The following is a 21,571-nucleotide window of genomic DNA, read 5'->3' on the forward strand; positions in this document are numbered from 1 at the left end:
TAACCTATTGATGGTACACGACATAAAGAAAGAAGGAAAATATTCTTATCTGGAGATCGGAGAAGGTACCCCGATGATCATTCTCCACGGACTGATGGGAGGTTTGAGCAACTTTAACGGCGTCACCGAACATTTTCCGAAAAAAGGGTATAAGGTCATTGTACCTGAATTGCCGATATACACCAAGCCGCTATTGCGAACCAACGTAAAGAGTTTTGCTAAATACCTGCAACAATTCATAGAATACAAAGGCCTGGACAAGGTGATATTACTGGGAAATTCCCTGGGAGGGCACATCGGGCTGTTGCATGCCAGGATGTATCCGGAGAAAGTGAAGGGATTGGTGATCACAGGAAGTTCGGGGCTCTATGAAAGCGCTATGGGCGACGGTTATCCGAAGCGGGGGAATTACGAGTTTATCAAGAAAAAAAGTGAGGATGTGTTTTACGACCCCGAGGTAGCTACCAAGGAAATTGTCGATGAAGTATATGCCACGGTAAATAACCGGTCTAAACTCATCAAAACGCTCGCTATTGCCAAGAGTGCCATCCGCCACAATATGGGCAAGGACCTGCCGCACATGCGGACCCCGACCTGTATTATCTGGGGGAAGAACGACACGGTGACCCCGCCCAATGTAGCTGAGGAATTTCACAGTCTTTTGCCGGATTCCGACCTCTTTTGGATAGACAAATGCGGGCATGCTCCCATGATGGAACACCCTGAGGAGTTCAATGTGCTGCTGGAAAAATGGTTGACGGACAGAAATCTCTAGTAAAAGGATGCGTATAAAATTGGCAGAATTTGTGATCAGCAATTCGGATGTGGGCAAATGCCCGACCGAGCCTATCCCTGAATATGCTTTTATAGGAAGGTCTAACGTAGGAAAGTCCTCCCTGATAAACATGCTTACGGAAAGGAAAAGCCTGGCCAAGACTTCGGGAAAACCGGGAAAAACACAGCTTATCAACCATTTTCGGATCAATAAGCGGTGGTTCCTGGTGGACCTCCCCGGGTATGGCTATGCCAAGGTTTCCAAAAAACAGAAGAGCACTTTTCAGAAATTTATCACCGATTATTTCGAAAAACGGGAACAACTGGTCTGCGCTTTTGTTTTGATAGACATCCGGCACGAACCGCAAAAGATCGACCTGGAATTCATGCAATGGCTGGGTGTTAACAACATTCCCTTCTGCATTGTATTCACCAAGGCCGACAAGCTAAAGCCCAAAGCTGCAGAACGGCACGTCCGGCAATACCTGGACCAAATGCTGGAAAGCGCCTGGGAAGAAACCCCGCCACACTTTGTCACATCAGCCACAAACAGCGCCGGAAAAGAAGATCTTCTGGCCTATATCGATAATATCAATCAACAGGTCAATATTCCATAAACTCCCCAGAATCAAGGCCGGACAGTTATTTTCTACTTTTTCTTCAGTTCGAGCTTTTCTGCAAAATAATCGCAGAAATCCTTCATGGTCGCCGTCATTTTTTCATCCTGTGTAGCCTTGTGAAAAGTGTCGCTCATAGCCACTAGGGTCTGATGAAAGAACACTTTCATTTCATCTACTGGCATATCCTTGGTCCATAAGTCAATACGCAAGGTTTCCTGTTTATTACTATCCCATATGGAAAGCAGCATGGCCTTGGCTTCTTCATTATCTACTCCGCCGTCCTGCGCAGACCATCTCAATTTTTCAGGAACCCGGTTCTCATCGAGCTCCACGGAAAGTTTTATATCTGAGTGATGTGTTTTTGCCATCGTTTTTTGTTTAATTTTAAGTTCAAGGTTGCAAGTTACAGGTTGCAGGTTTACAGTGGAATGTTAACCTGTAACCTCACTATTTCTTCGGTTTATATCCTGATTTGTTAAAAATATCTTCTGCAGATGTTTTCAGCATATCCTGCAAAGATACATTATTGTTATGCATATACGCCCTGACGATCCTCCATCCGATAAACCGCCCTACTCCTCCCGGGGATTCGTTATCGATCTCCAAGTAGAATTTAGAAAAGGGTGCCGGTTCTATAAAACGGCTCTTAAGCCTGGAGTCGGTAGAAAACAGTAAACTCCGTTCTACAAAATATCTCCACATTTCGCTTTCGTTAGCCCTTGTCCAGTCCATTTCTTCCACAGTATATCCGATCCTGGAAGCGTCGTTCTTAAACGGAATGAGGAGGTCTTTCAGATACAGTTCCTTCCCTGCCCGGATCATGGCTCCCAGAAAACTGCGATCCTGGTCCGGGGGTATTCGTTTCACGACATAGTCCGAAGCTACATCGGACACGATCTGCCCTGCGGTAAAATTTTTTTTCTGGTATTGCGGCAGCCTTTCATAAAACCGGTGATCCGTTCCGAGATAAACATCCAGGGACAGCAGGAGCAGGCTGTCTGCCCAGATCACTCGGTTTTTGTATTCCACCTCAGAAGTCAGGGTTATTACTCTCGGCTCTTTGAATTCAGGAAAATAATATTTGATATGCTGAAAAAGGGAGCGGAGTTCTTCCGTTGGTTCCGAAAAATCCGGGAATACCCTGGCTACTTCTTCGAAAATTTCCCTTTGGACCGTATCTTTCATTTTTACGATCCACACGCTATCCTTATATTGCGAAGGAAAAAGGAAAGGATAGGCAGATTTCAACTGTGGCAGGTCTTCCGGGGTGGCTTTGGAGAACTCCACATCAAACCTGTCTACCTGTACCTCCATTTCAATTTGCGCTATCTCTTCCTCCAGCAGGTCTTTACGGTCACAGGAAAAGATAACAGACAAAATCATCATAAAAATCACAATTTTTCGCATAGGTGTGAAAATACTATATATCAACGACAAATCTTTTTAATAATTTTATCCGGCTTAACAACGGGCAAAGGTAATTTAAAAAGTCGGAGGCCAGAAGCCGAAAACAGGGTTAATCCATAATACAAAACTCCGAACCTAAATAAACGAAAATAATGAAAACCGAAAAAGTAACCGATCATATTGTTCAATGGCTGAAGGATTATGCCTTAAATGCCAATATCAACGGATTCGTCATCGGGATCTCCGGGGGGATCGATTCCGCGGTGACCTCAACACTCTGTGCCCGGACAGGACTCCCCCTGCTGTGCCTTGAGATGCCCATACATCAGGCCGAAAACCAGGTAACCAGGGCTCTTAAACATATAGAATGGTTAAAAGAACACTACGATGGCGTAAGTATGGAATCTGTAAACCTCACCCCCGTTTTTGACAGTCTTGTCAATGCATTTCCCGGAGTTGAAAAGGAAGAGGACCGCTTTATGACACTGGCCAATACACGGGCAAGGCTGCGGATGACCACGCTGTATTATTTTGCAGCACTCAGGGGCTATCTCGTTGCCGGGACCGGGAACAAGGTTGAGGATTTCGGTGTAGGCTTTTACACCAAATACGGTGACGGCGGCGTGGACCTCAGCCCTATCGCCGACCTCCTCAAGACCGAAGTCTATGAAATAGCGGAACACCTGGGTATTATAGAAGAAATACGCACCGCTGCCCCAACCGACGGCCTCTGGGGCGATAACCGCACCGACGAAGATCAGATAGGAGCCACATACCCCGAACTGGAATGGGCCATGAAAATGGACGAGGAAGGAAAAAAACCCGAGGATCTGGAAGGCAGGCCCAGGGAAGTACTTGAGATCTACAGGCGCCTTAACCGGGCCAACAAACACAAAATGGTGCCGATCCCTGTTTGTGAGATCCCGGCAGAACTCAAATAAAATCATCAAGAGAGTGTCTAAAAAGTAGCATTTACGTCAACCTGGACTTTTACCCTGAGCACAGTCGAAGGGTCGTTTCGGGTTCTCATCCCGGTCGTCCAATCAGCAGGATGGGATGCTGAAACAAGCAGCATGACGGATTATAAAATTTTTCCGACACTCTCTTCTCTTTTATACCCCGTAGCCTCTTCACATTTCCCAGGAACACAAGTATTTCATTTCCATACTAATGCATGTATTTTATATGTATTAATTTTCATATTATATAGTAATTCCCTGTAATACGCACAGAACTTAACTGACATCCGTCAGACTTTAATTGTAAAAAAAAAGGAAATATTTTTCTTTAATTTTGCATAGGATATTTTTTTTAATTATATTTATACCCACTTACCCCAAGTCGCGCTTTTTGCGCTTTCCTCTGCTTATTCGCGATGGTTTGTAAACAGAACCTAACTAATCCTAATAAAAACAGATCATCATGATTAAAGTATTGATTGCCGACAACCATCCGGTAGTACAAGATGGTATTATTGCTGCATTAAGCAATAATAAGGATATCGAAGTAGTAGGAAAAGTGCGTACGACATCTGAACTTTTCGAGGTTTTACCCAAAAGGAATCCGGATATTATTCTCTTGGAAATGAATATCCCGGAGGTCAACGGGATCACGGCTTTGAGACAATTAAAAAAAGAATATTCCCAGGCCAAGGTACTGATCTTCAGTTCAGAATCTGAAGACGTTTATGCGCTGAGCACTTTAAGAGCGGGAGCTTCCGGTTATCTTTCCAAAGATGCGGATACTTCCCTGCTTGCTGAAGCCATCACAAAGATTGCCAACGGCGGCCTGTTCATTACCAATGAACTGGCACAGCGCCTAGCTTTCGACGAAAGTACCAATAAACCAAGAAAATTCTTCCGAAAACTTTCTACAAGAGAAGTAGAAGTACTGAAACTTCTTGCGGAAGGAAAACGAAACAAGTACGTAGCTGAAGAACTCGGGCTTAACGAGAAAACCGTAAGTACCTATAAAGCCCGCCTCATGCGAAAACTGAACGTAGACAACATGGTAGACATGCTGCAACAGGCCAAAGCATTGGAGTTGTATTAAATTGCTCCCTTCGGCTTTTGTTATGAATGTTGCTGAAACAGCCAGGGGAATATTACAGTACCCGGTTCAGTTTTTTTGCAAGTAATCGTTTTAACTGATGGTAATTCATGATCTCTTCCAGGATCTCCGAATTGCCATCTTTGTTTTCCAGGGTCTGGTGTTGCAGGCCCAAAACCCGTTTATCGATAAGGAAACAACGCAGGCTCAATACGGTTTCACTCACCAGCTGGGCTATTCCCTGTGACTTGTCCTTGACAAGAATATCTTTTTCGATCCATCGGTGCAGGACATATTTTTCCTCATCCATCAGGATAGAAGTGACCTCATTCGCAACATCCCCCTCCATGGTGTTTACAAACTTTTCCACAGAAAAATTCTCTTCCTCGTTGAGCTGGCGGATGAGTTCCGGATAAACCTTGCGAAAAACAGGGTTACCGAGTTCCACTTCATCTTCCTGAAGGTCCAGGAATATTTTTTCGAACACCCTGGACGTATTGACCACCCTTTCCAGTTGCAACTCTCCATCATCGTCCTGTTTCAGGATAAAGTCTTCAAAATCTTCCGTTTCCCCGCCATAAAGCAGCAAGGCTTCGATGATCTTTCGCTCCAGGATATACTGCTGGTCTACCTTTTCTGCCGGTTTGCCGGTATCTTTGACCACTTCGAAAGCCTTTGCCTTCCGTTCCTGTTTGTATTTTTTGTTGGCATCGGCAAGATCTTTTCTTCCTATCTGGGCCAGGGTATTGAACAATACCTCCTCCGAAATATCCATGATGCGCGAACATTCCTGTACATATACCTCCTGCTGTATCCTATCCGGGATCCTGGAAATACTGTGCACAATATCCCGTATGGTCTCCGCCTTCCTCACAGGGTCGTTCCGGGTCTCCTCCATAAGCAGGGAGGCCTTGAACCCGATAAAGTCCTTGGCATTTTCTTCCAGATAAAGGCTAATCTCTTCCAGGGAATTACTCCGGGCAAAGCTGTCCGGGTCCTCCCCTTCGGGAAAAGCACATACTTTGACGTTCATCCCCTGTTCCAGGATCAGGTCTACTCCGCGCAGCGATGCCCTTAGCCCGGCGGCATCCCCGTCAAAGAGCACGGTAATATTATTGGTCAACCTCCGGATAAGCCGTATTTGTTCGGGAGTAAGTGCCGTTCCGCTGGATGCTACTACATTTTCTATCCCACGCTGATGAAACTGTATCACATCGGTATACCCTTCCACCAGGAAACAGTTATCCTCTTTGGCGATGGCCTGTTTGGCGTAATAGATCCCATAAAGCACTTTGCTTTTATGGTAGATATCACTTTCCGGGGAATTGAGGTATTTGGCGGCCTTTTTATCGTTGGTCAGTATCCTTCCGCCAAAGCCCAGCACCCTCCCGCTCATGGACTGGATGGGAAACATTACCCTGCCTTTAAACCTGTCGAACTGTTTTTTTCCACCTCCGGGACTTTCCTTGACAATGGTCAGCCCGGTTTTCTCCATGAATTCCAGCTTATAGCCTTCGGAAAGGGCCTTTTTGGTAAAGGCTTCCCACTCGTCTGGAGAATAGCCGAGGCCGAACTTTTTTATGGTGTCATCCGTAAAACCGCGCTCCTTGAAATACGTATGACCTATGGCTTTCCCCGGTTCTGTGTTCCAGAGGACCTCTTCGAAATAACTTTTGGCGTACTCACTGACGAGGTACATACTTTCTCTTTCGTCTGCCAGTTGTTTTTCTTCATCGGTACGCTCGGTCTCTTCGACCTCTATATTGTATTTTTTGGCCAGGTATTTTATAGCTTCCGGATAGGTAAAATGTTCGTGTTCCATTAAAAAGGCCACGACATTCCCGCCTTTACCCGAAGAGAAATCCTTCCATATCTGCTTTACGGGGGATACCATAAAACTGGGGGTGCGCTCGTCAGTAAAGGGGCTCAACCCCTTAAAATTGGAGCCGGACTTTTTTAGCTGTACAAAATCGCCTATGACCTCTTCCACACGGGCAGCCTCAAATACTTTGTCTATGGTTTCCTTCGAAATCAATATTCAGTTTTTTCTCTTTCGTATAAAATTAAAAAGATTCCCGTAAAAAAACGGGAATCAAAAGTAAGGAATAATTAAAAAATTATCTCAGCAGATTATCGGCTATCTCCATTGTGCGATCAAGCCTCAGGCCCCATTATTCTGTAATGGCCTCTATCTTAGACCGGACGGACTCTACCTTATCATCAACTCCCTGACCTCCGCTATTCTGGTATACCAATCCAAATTTGTTTTTCTTTAAATTGATCTTCAGCGTATAATATTGGTTTCCCCTGGAATATACCACTTTTTTTCGCCTTTCCGGAAAATCCGGGAATTCCGATTTCAGTAAGCGGTATATTTCCTCGTAATCTCCTTTGTTTAATGTGGTTTTGTAAACCATCCGGTTTGTTGACTCTTCAGACACCTCCTGTTTTATAGCACAGCTTGTCAATACCAGCAATGCAAGGAAAAATAATACAGCTTTGATTTTCATGTCGCTCTCACAGTTTCAATAGATTAAACAAAAATAGATATTCTTTGCGGACAGTTTTCGGTTGAGATAAAGTTTATCACAATTCAAACCGCAATCCCAGGGAAATGTTATTTTGTTTTACGTTAGGATCTTTAAAAATCGGGTTGAGATCGTATTTCAGGTACAGGGACGTGGCTCCCCTGCCTATGTAGGCGGCAAGTCCGTAGATAAAATCATTCGTATTGTAATTTTCCTTGAGCTTCTCCTTACGCCGGTCTCCATCAACCGAGTATTTCAGTTTCTGCTTGGTCGCCAGGTTCACCCCGGCATACCCGCCTATGCCAAATGCAAATTTTTTGCGTGTGGAATACCGGAAATAATCCTCCCTCTCAATTTTCCGGGACGGCCCGAATTCCAGGAATACAGGAAGAACAAGGTTATCGAACCTCAGTTTGGATTTTTTAAGGTCATAAGGGAACTCTTCCAGGCTGGTCACTTTCCCATCCGTCATAAAATACCGGTTATCCTTTGGCTTCAAACTATTGGACTGAAAAGAAAGCCCATAGCTTACCCGCATGGCATTGCTGTTTTTAAAGATACGGGTCTTCCACTGCCATCCGAATTCGAAAAAACGGCTCCCTCCTGCTTTATACGGGCTGTCGTTAAGGGATTCGCCATCGACCAGGGCATTGTTAAACCCGAACGCCACTACAATACCGGAAGTCGTTTTTTTATCGTATTTCTTTTCTTTATCCCTGTTCTCGAATTGGATCCCGAACAGTCTGCTGCCATTATTATCATAGGTATTTCCTATTCCGATACCCAGAGTTGTTCCTCCCAGATATTCCCAGCCATTTTCCTCTCCTCTTTTTACAAGGGCCAGTTTATTTTCGAGGATGGCCAGTTTGTTCTCTATGTTCAGGGCCGTTTTTTTTGCCTCTTCCTCCTTCATCTTCCCGGCCTCTTCTTCGGTGATCTCTCCGGCATCTTCCATCTTCCTTATGCGTTCCACTTCTTTTTTGAGCTTTGCTTTTTCTTCCTTTACCACCCTTTCCTTTTCCGATTCCAAACCTTCCAGCACTCTTTCCTTACGGCGTATATCCAGACTGTCCCGGTCGGACTGCGACCATAAAAACTGGGCCGTAAGCAACACTGTCATATAAATGACATACATAATAATTCTTAACATAATAAAATGATTTGATTGATGAATGAACTACTCTTTACGGTTGGCCACAGCGGTCCGGACCCTTTTAAGCCCTTCTTTCAGGGCCTCGAAGACCTTATCCCTGAAAGATTTATCCAGCTCGGATTCCACTTCTTCCAAAAGGGCCATGGCATCTACCGTTCCGGTCTGGTTTATTAACAGGCGCTGCGAGTCTATTTCCTTTTGTGCTTCAGCCAGCAGGAGCTCAATTTCTTCGTCGGTGACTTCTCCTTTTTCTTCGATTTCCATGATCTTTGAAACCACTTCCTCTACTTTTTTGTCTTCAAAGGCAAGCGCTTCTTCTTTATGATGGGCCACTACGGATTCTTTTTCCCTGGTTTCCGGAAAAGAGACCGCTCTACCTGTTTCCGGGGATTTTACCAATGGAGTGGTGTTTTCTTGGGGTTTAACTACCGGAATGTTCACCTTAACCGGAGCCCCGGTATCCTCTTCAACCACTTTTACCACCTTTTTCCGTTCCTTTTGTCCGGTATCGGTTTGTATACCGGCAACTTTCGGGGAGTCCCCTGCTCTTCTTTCCCCCTTAAAAAACCATGCCCCAACGACAAGTAAAACAACAGCGGAAGCAGCGATCCAATAGGGCCGGATATTTTTCTTCCTATGCGCATGAGGTGCTTCATCTAAGCCCTTTTCTAACCTGTCCCAAGCTTTTGCAGAAGGAGTTATCCTGCGCTCTTCCAGTTTTTTCTTTATCCGGCGTTCTAAATTATCGTGTCCCATTCTCCTGCCTTTTTTGTTCTTTTATTTTTTCCTGTAACATTCTTCTCGCCTTGAACAACTGAGATTTGGAAGTGCTCTCCGAAATACGGAGTGTCCGGGCGATCTCCTTATGGGAATACCCTTCTATGGCAAACATCAGGAACACGGTCTTATAGCCCTCGGGCAAACCATCGATAAGAAATTGCAGGTCTTCCGTTTCCAGTGCTGCGTGCCCCTCGTCTGTGATATATCCGGTTACGGTACCGGGATCTTCCTCTATGAAGGAAAGGGATTTTTCACTCCTCAGGAAAGAGATACATTCCCGGACCATGATCCGGCGTATCCACCCTTCGAAACTCCCCGCTTTCCTGAATGTCCCTATCCGGGTAAAAACCTTGAAAAAACCGCCGATCATCACATCTTCCGCAAATTGCTCGTCTTTTATATAATAACGGCAAACACTCAACATCTTCGGGGCGTACTTCCGGTACAGCTCGTGCTGGGCCTCCCGGTCATTTGCCGAAGCTCTCCTTATGAGTTTATCTTCATCCTTATAAAGCGGTATGATCTTCAAAAGCCGTTTTTTCATCGGGTTTCTATCTACATAGACGAAACAATCCCTCCAAAGGTTGCCCGGGATATTGATTTTTATGATTTTTTCCTGAAATGCTATCGGAACGAAGTATTACGGACAGGAAATCGTTCTCCGTGATCTTTGAAAGGAGTAAGGCTTAATCCTCTTAAAGCGGGAGCTACTTCTTCCGGTCAATGACATAGTTGACCATGAGTTCGAGCGCATCCCTGTAATCAGATTGCGGGTAGCTTCCCAGCAACTGCAATGCTTCCTGCTGAAACTCCTTCATCTTGCCTTCGGCATATTCCAGTCCGCCGTTCTCCTTTACAAAAGCGATCACCTCTTTGACACGCCTGGCATTCTTGTTGTAGTTTTTTACGGAATTGATAAGCCACTTCTTGTCCTTGTCCGAACAGGTATTGAGCGTATAAATGAGGGGCAGTGTCATTTTCTGCTCCTTAATATCTATACCCGTGGGCTTACCGATACGCTCTTCTCCATAGTCGAACAGGTCGTCCTTGATCTGGAATGCCATCCCGATAAGCTCGCCGAACTTCCGCATTTTTTCGGTTTCTTCGGAGTCGGGCTTTACCGAACATGCCCCGAGGGCACAACAAGCGGCAATAAGAGTAGCGGTCTTCTGGCGGATGATCTCGTAGTACACTTCTTCCGTAATATCCAGACGTCTCGCTTTTTCTATTTGAAGCAGTTCCCCTTCGCTCATTTCCCTTACGGCAACGGAAATGATCTTCAGAAGGTCAAAATCATCGTTGTCTATGGAGAGTAACAATCCTTTGGAGAGCAGGTAATCCCCTACCAGTACGGCAATTTTGTTCTTCCACAGGGCATTGAGGGAGAAAAAACCACGGCGGCGGTTACTGTCGTCCACCACATCGTCGTGCACCAGTGTGGCTGTATGGATAAGCTCTATCACGGAAGCCCCTCTGTAAGTCCGTTCGTTCACTTTTCCGCCGGAAACCATTTTGGCTACCAGGAAAACGAACATGGGTCGCATCTGCTTCCCCTTCCGGTTTACGATATAATAGGTGATCCTGTTGAGCAGTGAAACCTTCGAAGACATGGATTCGTAGAACTTCTTCTCAAAAAGTTCCATCTCGGTGTAGATAGGTTGCTTAATTCTTGCCACAGGTTTCATCACGGCTCCAAAGATATAAAAAAGCAGGAATTAAATCAGGGACATTCCGGCCAGACCCGTCTTAAAATTAATTCACGTTTTCGTTTTATTGTAACTTGTAGTGATTTGTAATGCCCCGTAGAGATTTATAGTGATTTCTGATGATTTCGCGACACACAGTAAACCAATAGGATTTGTAATCATTGTTCCCATTCTCATCAACAAGTCACCCGCTTCCTATCAATCCATCAATCTTTTATCAATCTCTATAAACTCCAGATTACCTTACAACACCATCCTTATCAAAGAATAGTTAATTATGAAACAAAGTTTGTATGTCTTAAATAGAATTATTTACTTTAATAGATGAAAAAGCAACTTGCCATGCCCCTATCGTTCAAACGATGTACTAAAGAAGACATAGACGTCTTGCTGGACATTTCCAGGGAGACTTTTACGGATACCTATGCCACTCAGAACAACCCGGAAGATTTTAAGGCGTATATGGAAGAGTTTTTTGCCCGGGACCGTCTTATACAGGAGCTCGGCAGCGAAGCTATTCTTTTCTATCTCGCCTATGCCAATGGCAAACCGGCAGGATACTTTAAACTGAACCGGGCAGGTGCACAGACCGATATCAACGAACCGGGGTCCCTGGAACTGGAACGCATCTATCTGCTAAAGACATACCAGGGCCGGGAACTGGGGAGGGATTTGATACAAAAAGCCATTGAGATCTGCAGGGATCAGAAAGCTTCCTACCTGTGGCTCGGGGTCTGGGACCAGAATGCCAGGGCAATAAGGTTTTACGAAAAGAACGGATTTGTAAAATTCGGGGAACATCCGTTCTTCATAGGCAGGGACAAACAGAACGACTGGCTGATGAAAATAGATTTTTAAAAACACATCATCAATACTATATACAGACCTTTTATATACGCTCTTATGAAAAGAATTACGGTTTACTGCGGTTCCAATGAAGGAAACGACCCGGTTTACAAAGCCCAGGCCCATCTGCTCGGAAAAATTCTGGCACAACGCAATATCGAACTCGTTTACGGCGGCGCCCGTGTAGGCCTCATGGGTGCCATTGCCGAGGGCACCCTGGAAGAAGGTGGAAGGGCTACGGGTGTACTTCCCCGTTTTCTCCGGGACAAGGAGATCGCCCACGAACGGCTCACCGAACTGGAACTGGTCGATACCATGGCCGAACGAAAAGCCAGAATAGAAGAAATGGCCGATGGCATCATAGCCCTTCCCGGCGGATACGGAACAATGGACGAGCTCTTCGAGGCCCTGACCAACGCACAACTGCAACTGCATCAAAAACCAATAGGCCTGCTCAACACAGCAGGTTTCTACGACGGATTGGTACAACTGCTGGAAACCATGACAGCCAGGGGATTGCTCAAAGAAGTGAACAGAAATATGCTCCTGGTCAGCGATAATATAGACGAACTGCTGGACCAAATGTTTAGCTATACCCCTGCTACGGTGAACAAATGGATCGAGGAAGAAACAAATTAACCAGCCAATCCCATACTCGTGCTTCGTCTAAACAAGATACACCATATTGCCCTTATATGCTCGGATTATAAAAAATCCAAAGCGTTTTACACCGAGCTCCTGGGTTTTACCATCCTGAAAGAAACCTACCGGACGGAAAGGGATTCCTACAAACTGGACCTGGCCCTTAACGGCACATACACCCTTGAGCTCTTTTCCTTCCCCGACCCGCCCCCGCGCGTTTCCGGGCCGGAAGCAGCCGGGCTACGGCATCTCGCCTTTGAAACGGATGACCTGGAAATGGCAGTCGCCACGCTCCGGGAAAAGGGTGTCCGCACAGAAGATATCCGGACAGACGGGATCACAGGAAAAAGATTTGTTTTCTTCCGGGACCCGGATGACCTCCCTCTAGAATTATACGAAAACTAAAAGGCCTTCAACACATAATTCCGAGTGTTAAATTTATAACAACAAACCAAATATTAACAGGAAAATATTTGAACAAGATAAATATATAGTTATTTTTATCACAAATTTCGCAACCTATTGTAGGTATTTGCATCTTTAATATGTAACTAAATGATTTATTAACCCCAAATTTTTTCTATCATGAAAAAAGAAAGCCAAGGCTTGAAAAAGCCATTTTTCGCAAACTTCCTGGAACATCAGGTATCCGAGGAAAAAAAAGAAACCGTACAGGGTGGAACTACCCTTAAGTTTCCTTCTGACCAGGAAGATGATGGCGGAGGTGTTATCTCTGCTACGGTTACCTCACCTGTTCTCGACCAGGACAAAGGAGGTGATGTAACCCAGAAGTTCCCTTCCGATGATGATGAGGAAGGAGACATCATGTAGTAAAAAATTTCATCTGTGTGATGCAACAATAGCCTTCCGGGGCTATTGTTTTTTTAGACATAAGACAACAGGGCTATGGCGCAGGACTTTAATTTTCGTTGATCTTAAGTCTTATGTCCTGTTGTCTTATATCATTACAAAATTATCATAACACCCCAATCTAACCAGGATGATATTATGCCTTACCCACAGCACTGACCACTATACCGTAGATATTGTCCGGGAAAGGTGCAAAACGTTGGGAAAAGAAATGTTCCGGATGAACACAGACCTCTTTTCCCATCAATCGCGTTTTGATTATACCTGTAACAATGAAGGAACGCACTTCTGCTGGTCCGACGGTAAAACAACTTTTTCTACAAAAGACGTCGAAGCCGTATGGTACAGAAAACTCTGGGCCATGCCCCCTCCTCCTGACCTCGACCCCGGCTATCTTAAAATATTTATACAGGAATACGGAACAATGCGAAACATTTTTTTCGAATCGCTCCGGCATCTTCCCTGGATGAACCCCATGGCCACCGACCACGAAATAAACAAAAACAAGCTAGATCAGTTACAAATCACTTCTGCCCATGGATTGCATATCCCCAAAAGCCTGTTTACCAATAATCCCGAAAAGGCAAAATCTTTCTTTCATAAAGAGTGCAGGGGAAACATGATCGCCAAACTACACGGTTCGCTTTCCCGAAGCATGAAGGGAGACGCTCCCTTCTTCCCTACTACGGTCATCAGAAAGGACGACCTGGAACAACTGGACACCCTTCCCTTATGCCCTATGATCTTCCAGGAGCTGATCCCTAAGGCCTACGAACTGAGGATCATCTATGTGGACGGCACTTTTTTTACCGGGAAGATCGATGCCAGCACTTCAGTACGAGGTAAAACGGACTGGAGGATCGCCACTGACGCTGACTTTGGCTGGGAACCCTATGAACTCCCGCCGGATATCCGCGAATCCCTGACCCGGGCCATGCGGCAGATGGGGCTCTTTTTCGGAGCACTGGACATGATACGCCACAAAGACGGGCGTTACATCTTCCTTGAGGTCAATCCGCAGGGAGAATGGGGTATGCTGCAACGCGACATCGGGTACCCCATAGGAGAGACCATCGCAGAAAAACTGATTGCACGGATACAGACATAAAAAATTCAAGGTTCAAAGTTCAAGGTTCAAAGTTTTACCCGGTCCCTGAGCAAAGCCAAAGGGCAAACTATAACAACTACTTATGCAAAAAATACTGATCATCACGCATTCTAAAGACAATGCATCTATAGACACGGTCTCCGGTTTCCTCAGAGAATCAGGAGCGCAGGTCATCCGTTTTAATGTAGATGAATACCCCTTGCAATGCAGCCTGAGCAGCCGGTTCGAAAACGGAACATGGCAAATCTTCCTGGACCGTGACGGACAACGCCACAGTCTTCACGATATTACAGCAGTGTGGTATCGAAGAAGCCACAACCTCGCTTATGGCCTGAACCAGATCCTGGAAGGCACTTATCTTTCCAGCGCCCAAAAGGAGATACGCCGAACACTTTTCGGGATGCTCGAAAGCATGCCCTGTTTCCAGATAGACACCTTCAGCAAATACCGCAGGCTCGACAGCAAGGAAGAACAGATGAAGATAGCTTCTGCCCTCGGCCTGAACATTCCGGACACCTGTATAACCAACAACCCGGATGAGGCCCGTGATTTTGTGTTATCACATCCCGGCGGAGCCATCGTAAAAATGCAGAGCTCCTTTGCCATATACCGGGACGGCAAGGAGCATGTGGTATTTACCAATATAGTCTCCGAAAAGGACCTGGAAGCTGTGGACGCCCTGCAATACTGCCCTATGCAATTCCAGGAAAAGCTGGAAAAATCCAAAGAACTCCGGGTGACTATCGTAGGAGATGCCGTATTTACCTATGCCATAGATTCCCAGAAAATGGAGAATGCAAAAATAGACTGGCGGCGGGAAGGAAACACCCTGCTCGACCAGTGGGAACCCTACCAATTACCACACGAGATCGAAGAAAAGTTACTGCAAATCATGGACATTTACCAGATCAACTACGGGGCCATAGACATTATTGTCACCCCGGAAGAAGGCTATTATTTCCTGGAGATCAATGCAGCCGGAGAATATTTGTGGCTGGACCATCTTGCGGATGGAGCTATTTCAAAACAGATCGCCAGGGTATTGACCGGAGAAGCCTACCGGAGGTATACTCCTGTATTGCAAAAGGACAGACAACCGGGATAATAAAATTAGAAAGAGGTCTGAAAAGCCTGCACACTTATCATTCTGAACTGTCATCCTGAGCATAGTCGAAGGGCTCAGGATGACAGTTCAGGGTGACGTAAAGGCTACTTTTCAGACCTCTTCCTATCTATAATTTATCAGAGATTTTCACTTCCATAGGTCAAACTTATAGGTTATCCCTCCCAGGATCTGGAAGCCCTGTACCGGGTAGTTCATCCAGCGGGCATACTGGTTGTTGGCTATGTTATTGGCTTTGACAAAAACCGACCATTGCTGGTCTATGTGATAACCCAGGTGTGCATTGGCATCGAAATAGCTGTCCAGTTTCACTACTTCCCCCTGTTGTTCCTCTCCTGCGAACTCCGGTACATACATATCTTTTCGCTGGCCTACATAAAAAATATTGGCCCCGGCAAACCAGTGTTCATCGATCTGATAATCTCCGAAAAAAGAACCTTTTACGATAGGCAGGTTCCAGGCTTCTTCCTGATTATCCGTATTATAACCAAATACCTCGGCATTGATCCCGAGGGTGAGGTTCCGGTCTATATCGGCATGGATCTCACCAAAAGCGGAGAACGTGGTCACATCGTCATAAACCACACCGAAGGAATTGCCGTAAACATAACCGTGGTTTTCATTCCCCGAAATGTTGACCGGATTGGCCCGGAACAGGGGCTTGTTGTTTTCGGCCCTGTAAGACCCTTTAAGATTGTAACCAACATTAGAAGACAGCTTTCCCTTCATTCCCACATAAGCATCGTATTGTCGGTCAGTCGGTGTTACCCCCATTAAAGCAGGGGCTACATATACATTATCCTGCACAAAATCGTAATAGGAATTCTGGTCCAGGCCTCCTTCCACTCCACCGTAAATAGTGACGTATTCTTCTACCAGGCGGTAAGAAGCGTTTACCTTCGGGTAAATATAAAAATCATTATCATCGTTCTCGATGTCCATACCGTAGAAAACGGATGCCCCGAGGTTGATCGTATAGTCTTCTCCGGCGATCACAAGGTTGGGGTTTACCCCAAGCAACAGGTTGCTGTATTTTGATTTTTCCCCTGTATAGTACTCATATTTGAATTCCCCGCCTACATAATCGGCAAAGACATGAGCGGTGATCAGTTCTTCTCCCACCGGAAACCGGAAAGACGGGTTCAATACGACCCGGTTTTCCCCGGAATCGTGTGCATCCCAGAAACGCTTTAATGACAGCTCGGCCCCGGTAAAAACCGATTCTTCCACCGCTTCTATATTTCCCCCCAGGGATGCCGTATAATAGGTCTGCTTTTCATCTATGCTATTGATAACGGCCTCGTCAAACCCGGCCTGTGCAGGCAGTCCGTACCAGTTATATATCTGGTGCTGCAACCCGCCGTTAACGCCCCAGCGGTAAAACCGTCCCGCATTTTTATATGCTGCTTCCAGTTTAGTATCGAAAAACTTGGTGTCGAGTTCTGTTTCATCCAGTTGCCCCTGTGCGGAGTGATGGTTAAGCCCGATGTCAAAAGATTGGTCTTTGCTTATTTCCGCACTGGTATAAAAATCGAGCAGGGCTGTACTGTAATTCCCGAGTCCCAGAGATAGATAGGTGTCGTACAGGTATTCTCTTTTTTTCTTTCCTATCCCGGCAACCTTACCCTTAGCAGGAACAAAAGTTGAAGCTACGGGTACGGAAAAAATACTGTAATTGATCTCTTTTTTCTGCAGCAACACGGAATCCTCAGCCGCAGGGACCTCCCTGATCTTAAAGGCATCCGAAACCGTAGCCTTATAAGGTTTTACCACATTGACCGTTTCCGTACCGATATTCTCTTTTTCTTCTTTACCCTCCTTTTCCTGGGCAAAAACCCCGGAAACACATAGCAGGGCGAAGGCCAAAAACAAGAAATGTCTGTGGTTTTTGGTTGTGGGTTGCCAGTTGCGGGTTGCCAGTTGCGGGTTGTCAGTTACAGTTTTCCGGTGGCTGAGCGAAGCCGAAGCCCGAGTATTTTTATATATACTGAACATTATACTGATGTGTGATTTTAGTTATTATTAGGGTTAACGGAAGAGTTACGCTTGGCCTCCTCAGCCTTGACACGGGTCAGTTCGTTCCGCGCTTCTTCCACTACTTCCGGATAGTCCTTAAAGTTCTTGATGACATTTTCAAGGATATAGGTAGCCTGGAAGGCATCGTCCAGGGCATAGAAGTTTTTGGCCATCAGCAACAGGCCTTTGGCACCGAATTCCTTATACCCGGAATACTCTCCGGCAAGTTTTTGTACGCTTTCGTTAGAGGCTTCGTAGTTACCCTCTTTGTTCTTAAAGTAGGCATCGTAATAAAGGGCCTCGGCGGCGAGAGCACCCGTAGCTATTTTTTTCACTTCGGCATAGGCCTCTTTTGCGGTGGCTTCATCACCGGCCTCTATGGCGGCTCGGGCTATCATAATATGAGCATCACTTTTTATCCTGTCATCCGCATCTTTATTCTCCAGAACGGACCTGGCGTAGCGAATGGCCTCGGGATAATTTTTCAGCTCGTAGTTGGCCTTCATCAGGTTAGACTTCGCAAAGGTGGTGTTCTGTGAGGCTCCGGCTTCCTCTTCCAGCCGTTTCAGCACAGGTACGGCCTTTTTATAATCTTTTTTGTCCAGGAAGATCTGCCCCAGGCGGGCGAGGCTCTGTTCGGTAAACTCGTTCCTCCCGGATTCGGTTACTTTTTCATAGTGCGGCAATGCCCTGTCCTTTTTTCCCTTTACGAAATAGGATTGCGCCGTATAAAAATGTGCTTCAAGAGCGTGCAATCCCCTGGGAAATTTGTCGAGGTAAGCCTCAAACCCTTTAATGGCGGCATCGGCATTGTTCTGTGCAAATTGTTTCTCGGCCGATTCGTAAGTGGCATTGTCCAGGTCGGCATCGGTAACCTCTACAAAATCGAGCCCTCTTACCCAATTGGCATATTCATCGACCCGGCCCATATCTACATAGATCAGCTTTGCGGTAGATACGGCCTGAACGGCTTCCGGTGTGTTGGGATAATAATCCACTACATTCCTGAACTTGTCCAGTGCCTTATCGTTCTCTTCGGCATTGTAATACACCAGTCCTTCCCGGAGCAACGTTTTCGGCACAAACGGGCTCATGGGATATTCTTTGACCAACCGGTTATAGATCTCCACGCCGGAGGACACTTTGTTTTGTGAAACGTAAGCATTACCGAGTGTATACATGGCATCGGGCCTCAAGCCGGAATCGGGATAATTGTTTATAAAACTGTTAAGCTCATCTATCTTGGAATCTGTCCTGTCTACAAAACCGTAACTGATGGCTTTCTGGAAGTGAGCATAATCCACCTGCCCCTCTTTCATGGCTATGACTTCGTTATAGGCTTCCATCGCAGGCCAGTATTTTCCACTCACAAAATAACTATCTCCCAGACGGAGCCAGGCATCGTTGAGCCTTTCCCTGTCACCCTGGCTTTTGTCGTTCTTCACGTACCTGTCGAAATAGGTGATGGCCTGTTCGTAATTTTTCTGTTTAAAATAGGTATATCCCAACTGATAGTCTACCCGGTCGTATTCCGGAGTGGTAGTGGCTGCCGAAATACTCTTAAAATCCTTGAAATCCACAAGGGCTTCGTTATATTTATTCAACTCGTAGGCCGCTTCTCCTCTCCAGTAGGTAGCCCTGGCCAGGACGGCACGATCCTGCGGTTCTTTTACCGACTTCTCGAAATACGTCATGGCTTCTTCGTATTTTCCGTCCCTGAACAGCTCCATACCGTAATAAAAAGCGACTTTCTGGTAGGCTTCTTTGTTATTATAGGTCTTGTTCTCCTCCAATACCTTTAGTGCGGCATCGTAGTTTTTAGAGGTCACATATGAGTCGACAAGCAGGTTTTCTATTTCCTGTTTATAACCCGACCCGGGATATTTTTCCAGGAAAGAAAGCAGTACTTCCGGTACGCTTTGGTAGGGATTACCTATCTCGTAGCTCAAACGGGCATAATTGAGCAGGGCGTCTTCCTGTATCCGTTCGTCAAACTCCATTTGGGATGCATTCCGGAAGGCATTCAGTGCCTGTTGTTTTTTACCGGTGTTCAGGTAACATTCCGCCAGGTGGTAGTAGGCGTTCTGTGCCACGGAGTCATTTCCGCCTACGATCTTATTGAACTGTCCTATGGCATTTTCATAATCACCCTGTTTGTAGTAGGCGTATCCCAACTGGTAGAAATCTGTGTTGTTCCATCGTCCCTGCTTCCCTTTGTATCCCTTGAGATAAGGCACCGCTGCTTCGTATTCCTTGAGATTAAAATAGCTTTCTCCTATAATCTTGTTGAGCTCGGACACCTCTTCCGGTCCCGATTTGGGCAACTGTTGCTTGGCCAGGCGGATGGCTTCCTCGAATTTTCCGGCCTTGAAGTTCATATCGGCCTGGTAGTAAGACAGGTTCTTGTTGAGCTCTGCCTCTCCGGCTACCTGGTCGAAATACTGGTTGGCCTCGTTATAGTCATCGCCTTCGTAGGCCATATACCCCAGGTAATACTTGGCTTTGGCCCCGTATTCTTCAGAACCGGATACCTTGTTCAGGTAGTTTTTGGAATCGTTATAGCGTTTTACCGTAAAGAGCGCATATCCTTTTTTAAAGTTGAAGGCCTCCTGTTCTTTTGCACTCAATCCCTGATCTTCAGCTTTGTCATACCACTTGAGGGCCTGCGGATATTTACCCTTCTGAAAGTAATAATCTCCCGCATCCATATAAGCCGTGTTCCGCTTGGTGGATGTAGGATAACGGCTCACAAAATTCTCCATCAGCGTCTCCGCTCCCGATTGTTCCAGACGGATGGCACTTCCGGCAATATAATAGGCACTGTTGCCCTCTATCTCTTCGTCCCGGGTCTGTCTTTTCACTTTTTCAAAGGCAAGCTGTGCTGCCCGGTACTGCTTATTGTTGTATAGTTCCAGCGCCTTTTCGTAATCCTTATTATTATAGGTATAGACTTCAGACATTTGCGCCGTTGCCGTGAGCATAAAACAGCAACTCGCAAAAAGCGGTATAACCTTTCTGTATTGCATAGATAATATATTTTCTTCGACCAAAGATAACCGAATATACTACCTATAACGCAGGTTTCGGTTTATAATTATCCACAATGAGATTAACTGTTGAAGTTTGGGAGTTTTGGAGCTGAGGAGTCCTGGAGTTGGGTTAGCATGAGCGTCCTGCTCATGCAACCACATACTCTTATCTAAGCATATAGCTCCGCTAAAACTAACCTAAAAGGATTATACTAAAGCCTGTGACATATCCTATTGTAACGACAAATTCTATTTCAAAACCTGGTATCTAATGTGTGTCACCACACCTGTTCCGCTCACCTCAACCGGTTCGAGCCTGAGGTCCGGCACCCCTTCGAAAAGTCGCGAACCTGCACCAACAGTAACGGGGACTACATGCAGCCATAATTCGTCAATGAGACCGGCAGCGAGATACTGATTGACCGTATTTGCTCCTCCCATGATCTTTACATTTCGATCTCCTGCCGCTTCCTTCGCCTTTTTAAGTGCCGATTCGATGCCGTCCGTAACAAAATGAAATATTGTCCCGCCCTCCATTTCTATCGGCGTACGTTCATTGTGGGAGAGCACAAAAACCGGGGCGTGATACGGGGGGTTATCGCCCCACCACCCTTTCCATTCCGATTTGTCTCTCCTGTCTTTGGGCCCAAACATATTATGTCCCATGATAAATGCGCCTGCATCGAGAATGGCATCTATCTCTTTTTTATGCTTATGCTTTTCCGGCTCGGAAAACATCCAGCGATCCAGCAAGTCTGAATCGAAATTATCTCCAAACGGTTTCTCAAAACTCTGATTATGCCCGGCAGCATATCCATCAAGAGATACCGCTAACCCGGATGTTACTTTTGTTTTTTCCATGTTTATTGCTTTTTAAATTATGTCTGTTTCATTGTTGTCCGGCGCGCGCTCGCAGCTCT

General features: G+C 45.8%; 21 protein-coding genes. 10 read left to right on the forward strand and 11 right to left on the reverse strand.

Going from position 1 to position 21,571, the window contains the following annotated elements; all coding sequences use genetic code 11:
- The first annotated feature begins 10 nt into the window (after positions 1–10).
- Both KN811_RS15660 and yihA read left to right on the forward strand, forming a co-directional pair.
- Positions 11–775, forward strand: coding sequence for an alpha/beta fold hydrolase (locus tag KN811_RS15660; RefSeq protein WP_187967166.1), 765 nt, complete (start codon positions 11–13; stop codon positions 773–775).
- Between the two features lie 7 nt (positions 776–782).
- Positions 783–1,391, forward strand: coding sequence for a ribosome biogenesis GTP-binding protein YihA/YsxC (gene yihA / locus KN811_RS15665; RefSeq protein ID WP_187967167.1), 609 nt, complete (start codon positions 783–785; stop codon positions 1,389–1,391).
- Positions 1,392–1,423: 32 nt separating this feature from the next.
- Here the strand turns inward: yihA and gldC are convergent, their stop codons facing one another.
- A complete protein-coding gene (gldC, locus tag KN811_RS15670; RefSeq protein WP_187967168.1) occupies positions 1,424–1,762 on the reverse strand; it encodes a gliding motility protein GldC in 339 nt (112 codons plus the stop codon).
- Positions 1,763–1,841: 79 nt separating this feature from the next.
- Positions 1,842–2,801, reverse strand: a complete 960-nt coding sequence (gene gldB / locus KN811_RS15675) for a gliding motility lipoprotein GldB (RefSeq protein ID WP_187967169.1) — start codon at positions 2,799–2,801, stop codon at positions 1,842–1,844.
- Between the two features lie 152 nt (positions 2,802–2,953).
- On the opposite strand from gldB, the gene nadE reads away from it, so the two are divergent.
- The gene (gene nadE / locus KN811_RS15680) at positions 2,954–3,742 is read left to right on the forward strand and encodes an NAD(+) synthase (protein ID WP_187967170.1); all 789 of its coding nucleotides are present in this window, start codon (positions 2,954–2,956) and stop codon (positions 3,740–3,742) included.
- A gap of 481 nt (positions 3,743–4,223) precedes the next feature.
- Complete coding sequence (locus KN811_RS15685) at positions 4,224–4,853, forward strand: response regulator (RefSeq protein WP_187967171.1); 630 nt, start codon at positions 4,224–4,226, stop codon at positions 4,851–4,853.
- Between the two features lie 52 nt (positions 4,854–4,905).
- Here the strand turns inward: KN811_RS15685 and dnaG are convergent, their stop codons facing one another.
- The 6 genes from dnaG to KN811_RS15715 all read right to left on the reverse strand — a co-directional run bounded on the left by dnaG (position 4,906) and on the right by KN811_RS15715 (position 10,996).
- Entirely contained in the window at positions 4,906–6,885 is a 1,980-nt protein-coding gene (gene dnaG, locus KN811_RS15690) for a DNA primase (protein ID WP_187967172.1), read from the reverse strand.
- Between the two features lie 136 nt (positions 6,886–7,021).
- Positions 7,022–7,360, reverse strand: a complete 339-nt coding sequence (locus tag KN811_RS15695) for a hypothetical protein (protein WP_187967173.1) — start codon at positions 7,358–7,360, stop codon at positions 7,022–7,024.
- Between the two features lie 76 nt (positions 7,361–7,436).
- Entirely contained in the window at positions 7,437–8,528 is a 1,092-nt protein-coding gene (locus tag KN811_RS15700; RefSeq protein WP_187967174.1) for a hypothetical protein, read from the reverse strand.
- Positions 8,529–8,555: 27 nt separating this feature from the next.
- The gene (locus KN811_RS15705; protein ID WP_187967175.1) at positions 8,556–9,287 is read right to left on the reverse strand and encodes a hypothetical protein; all 732 of its coding nucleotides are present in this window, start codon (positions 9,285–9,287) and stop codon (positions 8,556–8,558) included.
- On the reverse strand, positions 9,274–9,855 hold the full coding sequence (locus tag KN811_RS15710) for an RNA polymerase sigma factor (protein ID WP_247716525.1): 582 nt from the start codon (positions 9,853–9,855) through the stop codon (positions 9,274–9,276). The genes KN811_RS15705 and KN811_RS15710 overlap by 14 nt, the downstream gene beginning before the upstream one ends.
- A gap of 163 nt (positions 9,856–10,018) precedes the next feature.
- Complete coding sequence (locus tag KN811_RS15715; RefSeq protein WP_187967179.1) at positions 10,019–10,996, reverse strand: polyprenyl synthetase family protein; 978 nt, start codon at positions 10,994–10,996, stop codon at positions 10,019–10,021.
- 345 nt (positions 10,997–11,341) lie between these two features.
- Here KN811_RS15715 and KN811_RS15720 point away from each other — a divergent pair, with 345 nt between their 5' ends.
- The 6 genes from KN811_RS15720 to KN811_RS15745 all read left to right on the forward strand — a co-directional run bounded on the left by KN811_RS15720 (position 11,342) and on the right by KN811_RS15745 (position 15,588).
- On the forward strand, positions 11,342–11,875 hold the full coding sequence (locus tag KN811_RS15720) for a GNAT family N-acetyltransferase (RefSeq protein ID WP_247716526.1): 534 nt from the start codon (positions 11,342–11,344) through the stop codon (positions 11,873–11,875).
- Between the two features lie 45 nt (positions 11,876–11,920).
- On the forward strand, positions 11,921–12,502 hold the full coding sequence (locus KN811_RS15725) for an LOG family protein (RefSeq protein WP_187967176.1): 582 nt from the start codon (positions 11,921–11,923) through the stop codon (positions 12,500–12,502).
- Between the two features lie 18 nt (positions 12,503–12,520).
- A complete protein-coding gene (gene gloA2 / locus KN811_RS15730; RefSeq protein WP_187967177.1) occupies positions 12,521–12,910 on the forward strand; it encodes an SMU1112c/YaeR family gloxylase I-like metalloprotein in 390 nt (129 codons plus the stop codon).
- A gap of 180 nt (positions 12,911–13,090) precedes the next feature.
- Positions 13,091–13,336 carry a microviridin/marinostatin family tricyclic proteinase inhibitor gene (locus tag KN811_RS15735; RefSeq protein ID WP_187966912.1) on the forward strand — a complete coding sequence of 82 codons (246 nt, stop codon included), beginning with the start codon at positions 13,091–13,093 and terminating at the stop codon, positions 13,334–13,336.
- Positions 13,337–13,505: 169 nt separating this feature from the next.
- Positions 13,506–14,483 carry an MvdC/MvdD family ATP grasp protein gene (locus tag KN811_RS15740; RefSeq protein WP_187966913.1) on the forward strand — a complete coding sequence of 326 codons (978 nt, stop codon included), beginning with the start codon at positions 13,506–13,508 and terminating at the stop codon, positions 14,481–14,483.
- A gap of 82 nt (positions 14,484–14,565) precedes the next feature.
- The gene (locus tag KN811_RS15745) at positions 14,566–15,588 is read left to right on the forward strand and encodes an MvdC/MvdD family ATP grasp protein (RefSeq protein ID WP_187966914.1); all 1,023 of its coding nucleotides are present in this window, start codon (positions 14,566–14,568) and stop codon (positions 15,586–15,588) included.
- Between the two features lie 147 nt (positions 15,589–15,735).
- Here KN811_RS15745 and KN811_RS15750 read toward each other — a convergent pair whose 3' ends face one another.
- The 3 genes from KN811_RS15750 to KN811_RS15760 all read right to left on the reverse strand — a co-directional run bounded on the left by KN811_RS15750 (position 15,736) and on the right by KN811_RS15760 (position 21,512).
- Positions 15,736–17,601, reverse strand: a complete 1,866-nt coding sequence (locus tag KN811_RS15750; RefSeq protein ID WP_247716527.1) for a TonB-dependent receptor — start codon at positions 17,599–17,601, stop codon at positions 15,736–15,738.
- Between the two features lie 17 nt (positions 17,602–17,618).
- Positions 17,619–20,648 (reverse strand): tetratricopeptide repeat protein, encoded by a 3,030-nt coding sequence (locus tag KN811_RS15755; protein WP_187966915.1) that lies wholly within the window; start codon positions 20,646–20,648, stop codon positions 17,619–17,621.
- 252 nt (positions 20,649–20,900) lie between these two features.
- Positions 20,901–21,512 carry a dihydrofolate reductase family protein gene (locus KN811_RS15760; protein WP_187966916.1) on the reverse strand — a complete coding sequence of 204 codons (612 nt, stop codon included), beginning with the start codon at positions 21,510–21,512 and terminating at the stop codon, positions 20,901–20,903.
- Between the last annotated feature and the right edge of the window lie 59 nt (positions 21,513–21,571).

Origin of the sequence: Sinomicrobium weinanense (assembly GCF_018863395.1) — a bacterium.
GTDB lineage: Bacteria > Bacteroidota > Bacteroidia > Flavobacteriales > Flavobacteriaceae > Sinomicrobium > Sinomicrobium weinanense.

Excerpts from the sequence above, each read along its gene's own strand:
- KN811_RS15735 (WP_187966912.1), top strand. The coding sequence starts at position 13,091 with ATGAAAAAAGAAAGCCAAGGCTTGAAAAAGCCATTTTTCGCAAACTTC.
- yihA (WP_187967167.1), top strand. The coding sequence starts at position 783 with ATGCGTATAAAATTGGCAGAATTTGTGATCAGCAATTCGGATGTGGGC.
- KN811_RS15755 (WP_187966915.1), bottom strand. The coding sequence starts at position 20,648 with ATGCAATACAGAAAGGTTATACCGCTTTTTGCGAGTTGCTGTTTTATG.
- nadE (WP_187967170.1), top strand. The coding sequence starts at position 2,954 with ATGAAAACCGAAAAAGTAACCGATCATATTGTTCAATGGCTGAAGGAT.
- KN811_RS15660 (WP_187967166.1), top strand. The coding sequence starts at position 11 with ATGGTACACGACATAAAGAAAGAAGGAAAATATTCTTATCTGGAGATC.
- KN811_RS15695 (WP_187967173.1), bottom strand. The coding sequence starts at position 7,360 with ATGAAAATCAAAGCTGTATTATTTTTCCTTGCATTGCTGGTATTGACA.
- KN811_RS15750 (WP_247716527.1), bottom strand. The coding sequence starts at position 17,601 with ATGTTCAGTATATATAAAAATACTCGGGCTTCGGCTTCGCTCAGCCAC.
- KN811_RS15715 (WP_187967179.1), bottom strand. The coding sequence starts at position 10,996 with ATGAAACCTGTGGCAAGAATTAAGCAACCTATCTACACCGAGATGGAA.
- KN811_RS15745 (WP_187966914.1), top strand. The coding sequence starts at position 14,566 with ATGCAAAAAATACTGATCATCACGCATTCTAAAGACAATGCATCTATA.
- KN811_RS15740 (WP_187966913.1), top strand. The coding sequence starts at position 13,506 with ATGATATTATGCCTTACCCACAGCACTGACCACTATACCGTAGATATT.
- KN811_RS15700 (WP_187967174.1), bottom strand. The coding sequence starts at position 8,528 with ATGTTAAGAATTATTATGTATGTCATTTATATGACAGTGTTGCTTACG.
- gldC (WP_187967168.1), bottom strand. The coding sequence starts at position 1,762 with ATGGCAAAAACACATCACTCAGATATAAAACTTTCCGTGGAGCTCGAT.
- KN811_RS15705 (WP_187967175.1), bottom strand. The coding sequence starts at position 9,287 with ATGGGACACGATAATTTAGAACGCCGGATAAAGAAAAAACTGGAAGAG.
- KN811_RS15685 (WP_187967171.1), top strand. The coding sequence starts at position 4,224 with ATGATTAAAGTATTGATTGCCGACAACCATCCGGTAGTACAAGATGGT.
- KN811_RS15760 (WP_187966916.1), bottom strand. The coding sequence starts at position 21,512 with ATGGAAAAAACAAAAGTAACATCCGGGTTAGCGGTATCTCTTGATGGA.
- gldB (WP_187967169.1), bottom strand. The coding sequence starts at position 2,801 with ATGCGAAAAATTGTGATTTTTATGATGATTTTGTCTGTTATCTTTTCC.
- KN811_RS15710 (WP_247716525.1), bottom strand. The coding sequence starts at position 9,855 with ATGAAAAAACGGCTTTTGAAGATCATACCGCTTTATAAGGATGAAGAT.
- KN811_RS15720 (WP_247716526.1), top strand. The coding sequence starts at position 11,342 with ATGAAAAAGCAACTTGCCATGCCCCTATCGTTCAAACGATGTACTAAA.
- KN811_RS15725 (WP_187967176.1), top strand. The coding sequence starts at position 11,921 with ATGAAAAGAATTACGGTTTACTGCGGTTCCAATGAAGGAAACGACCCG.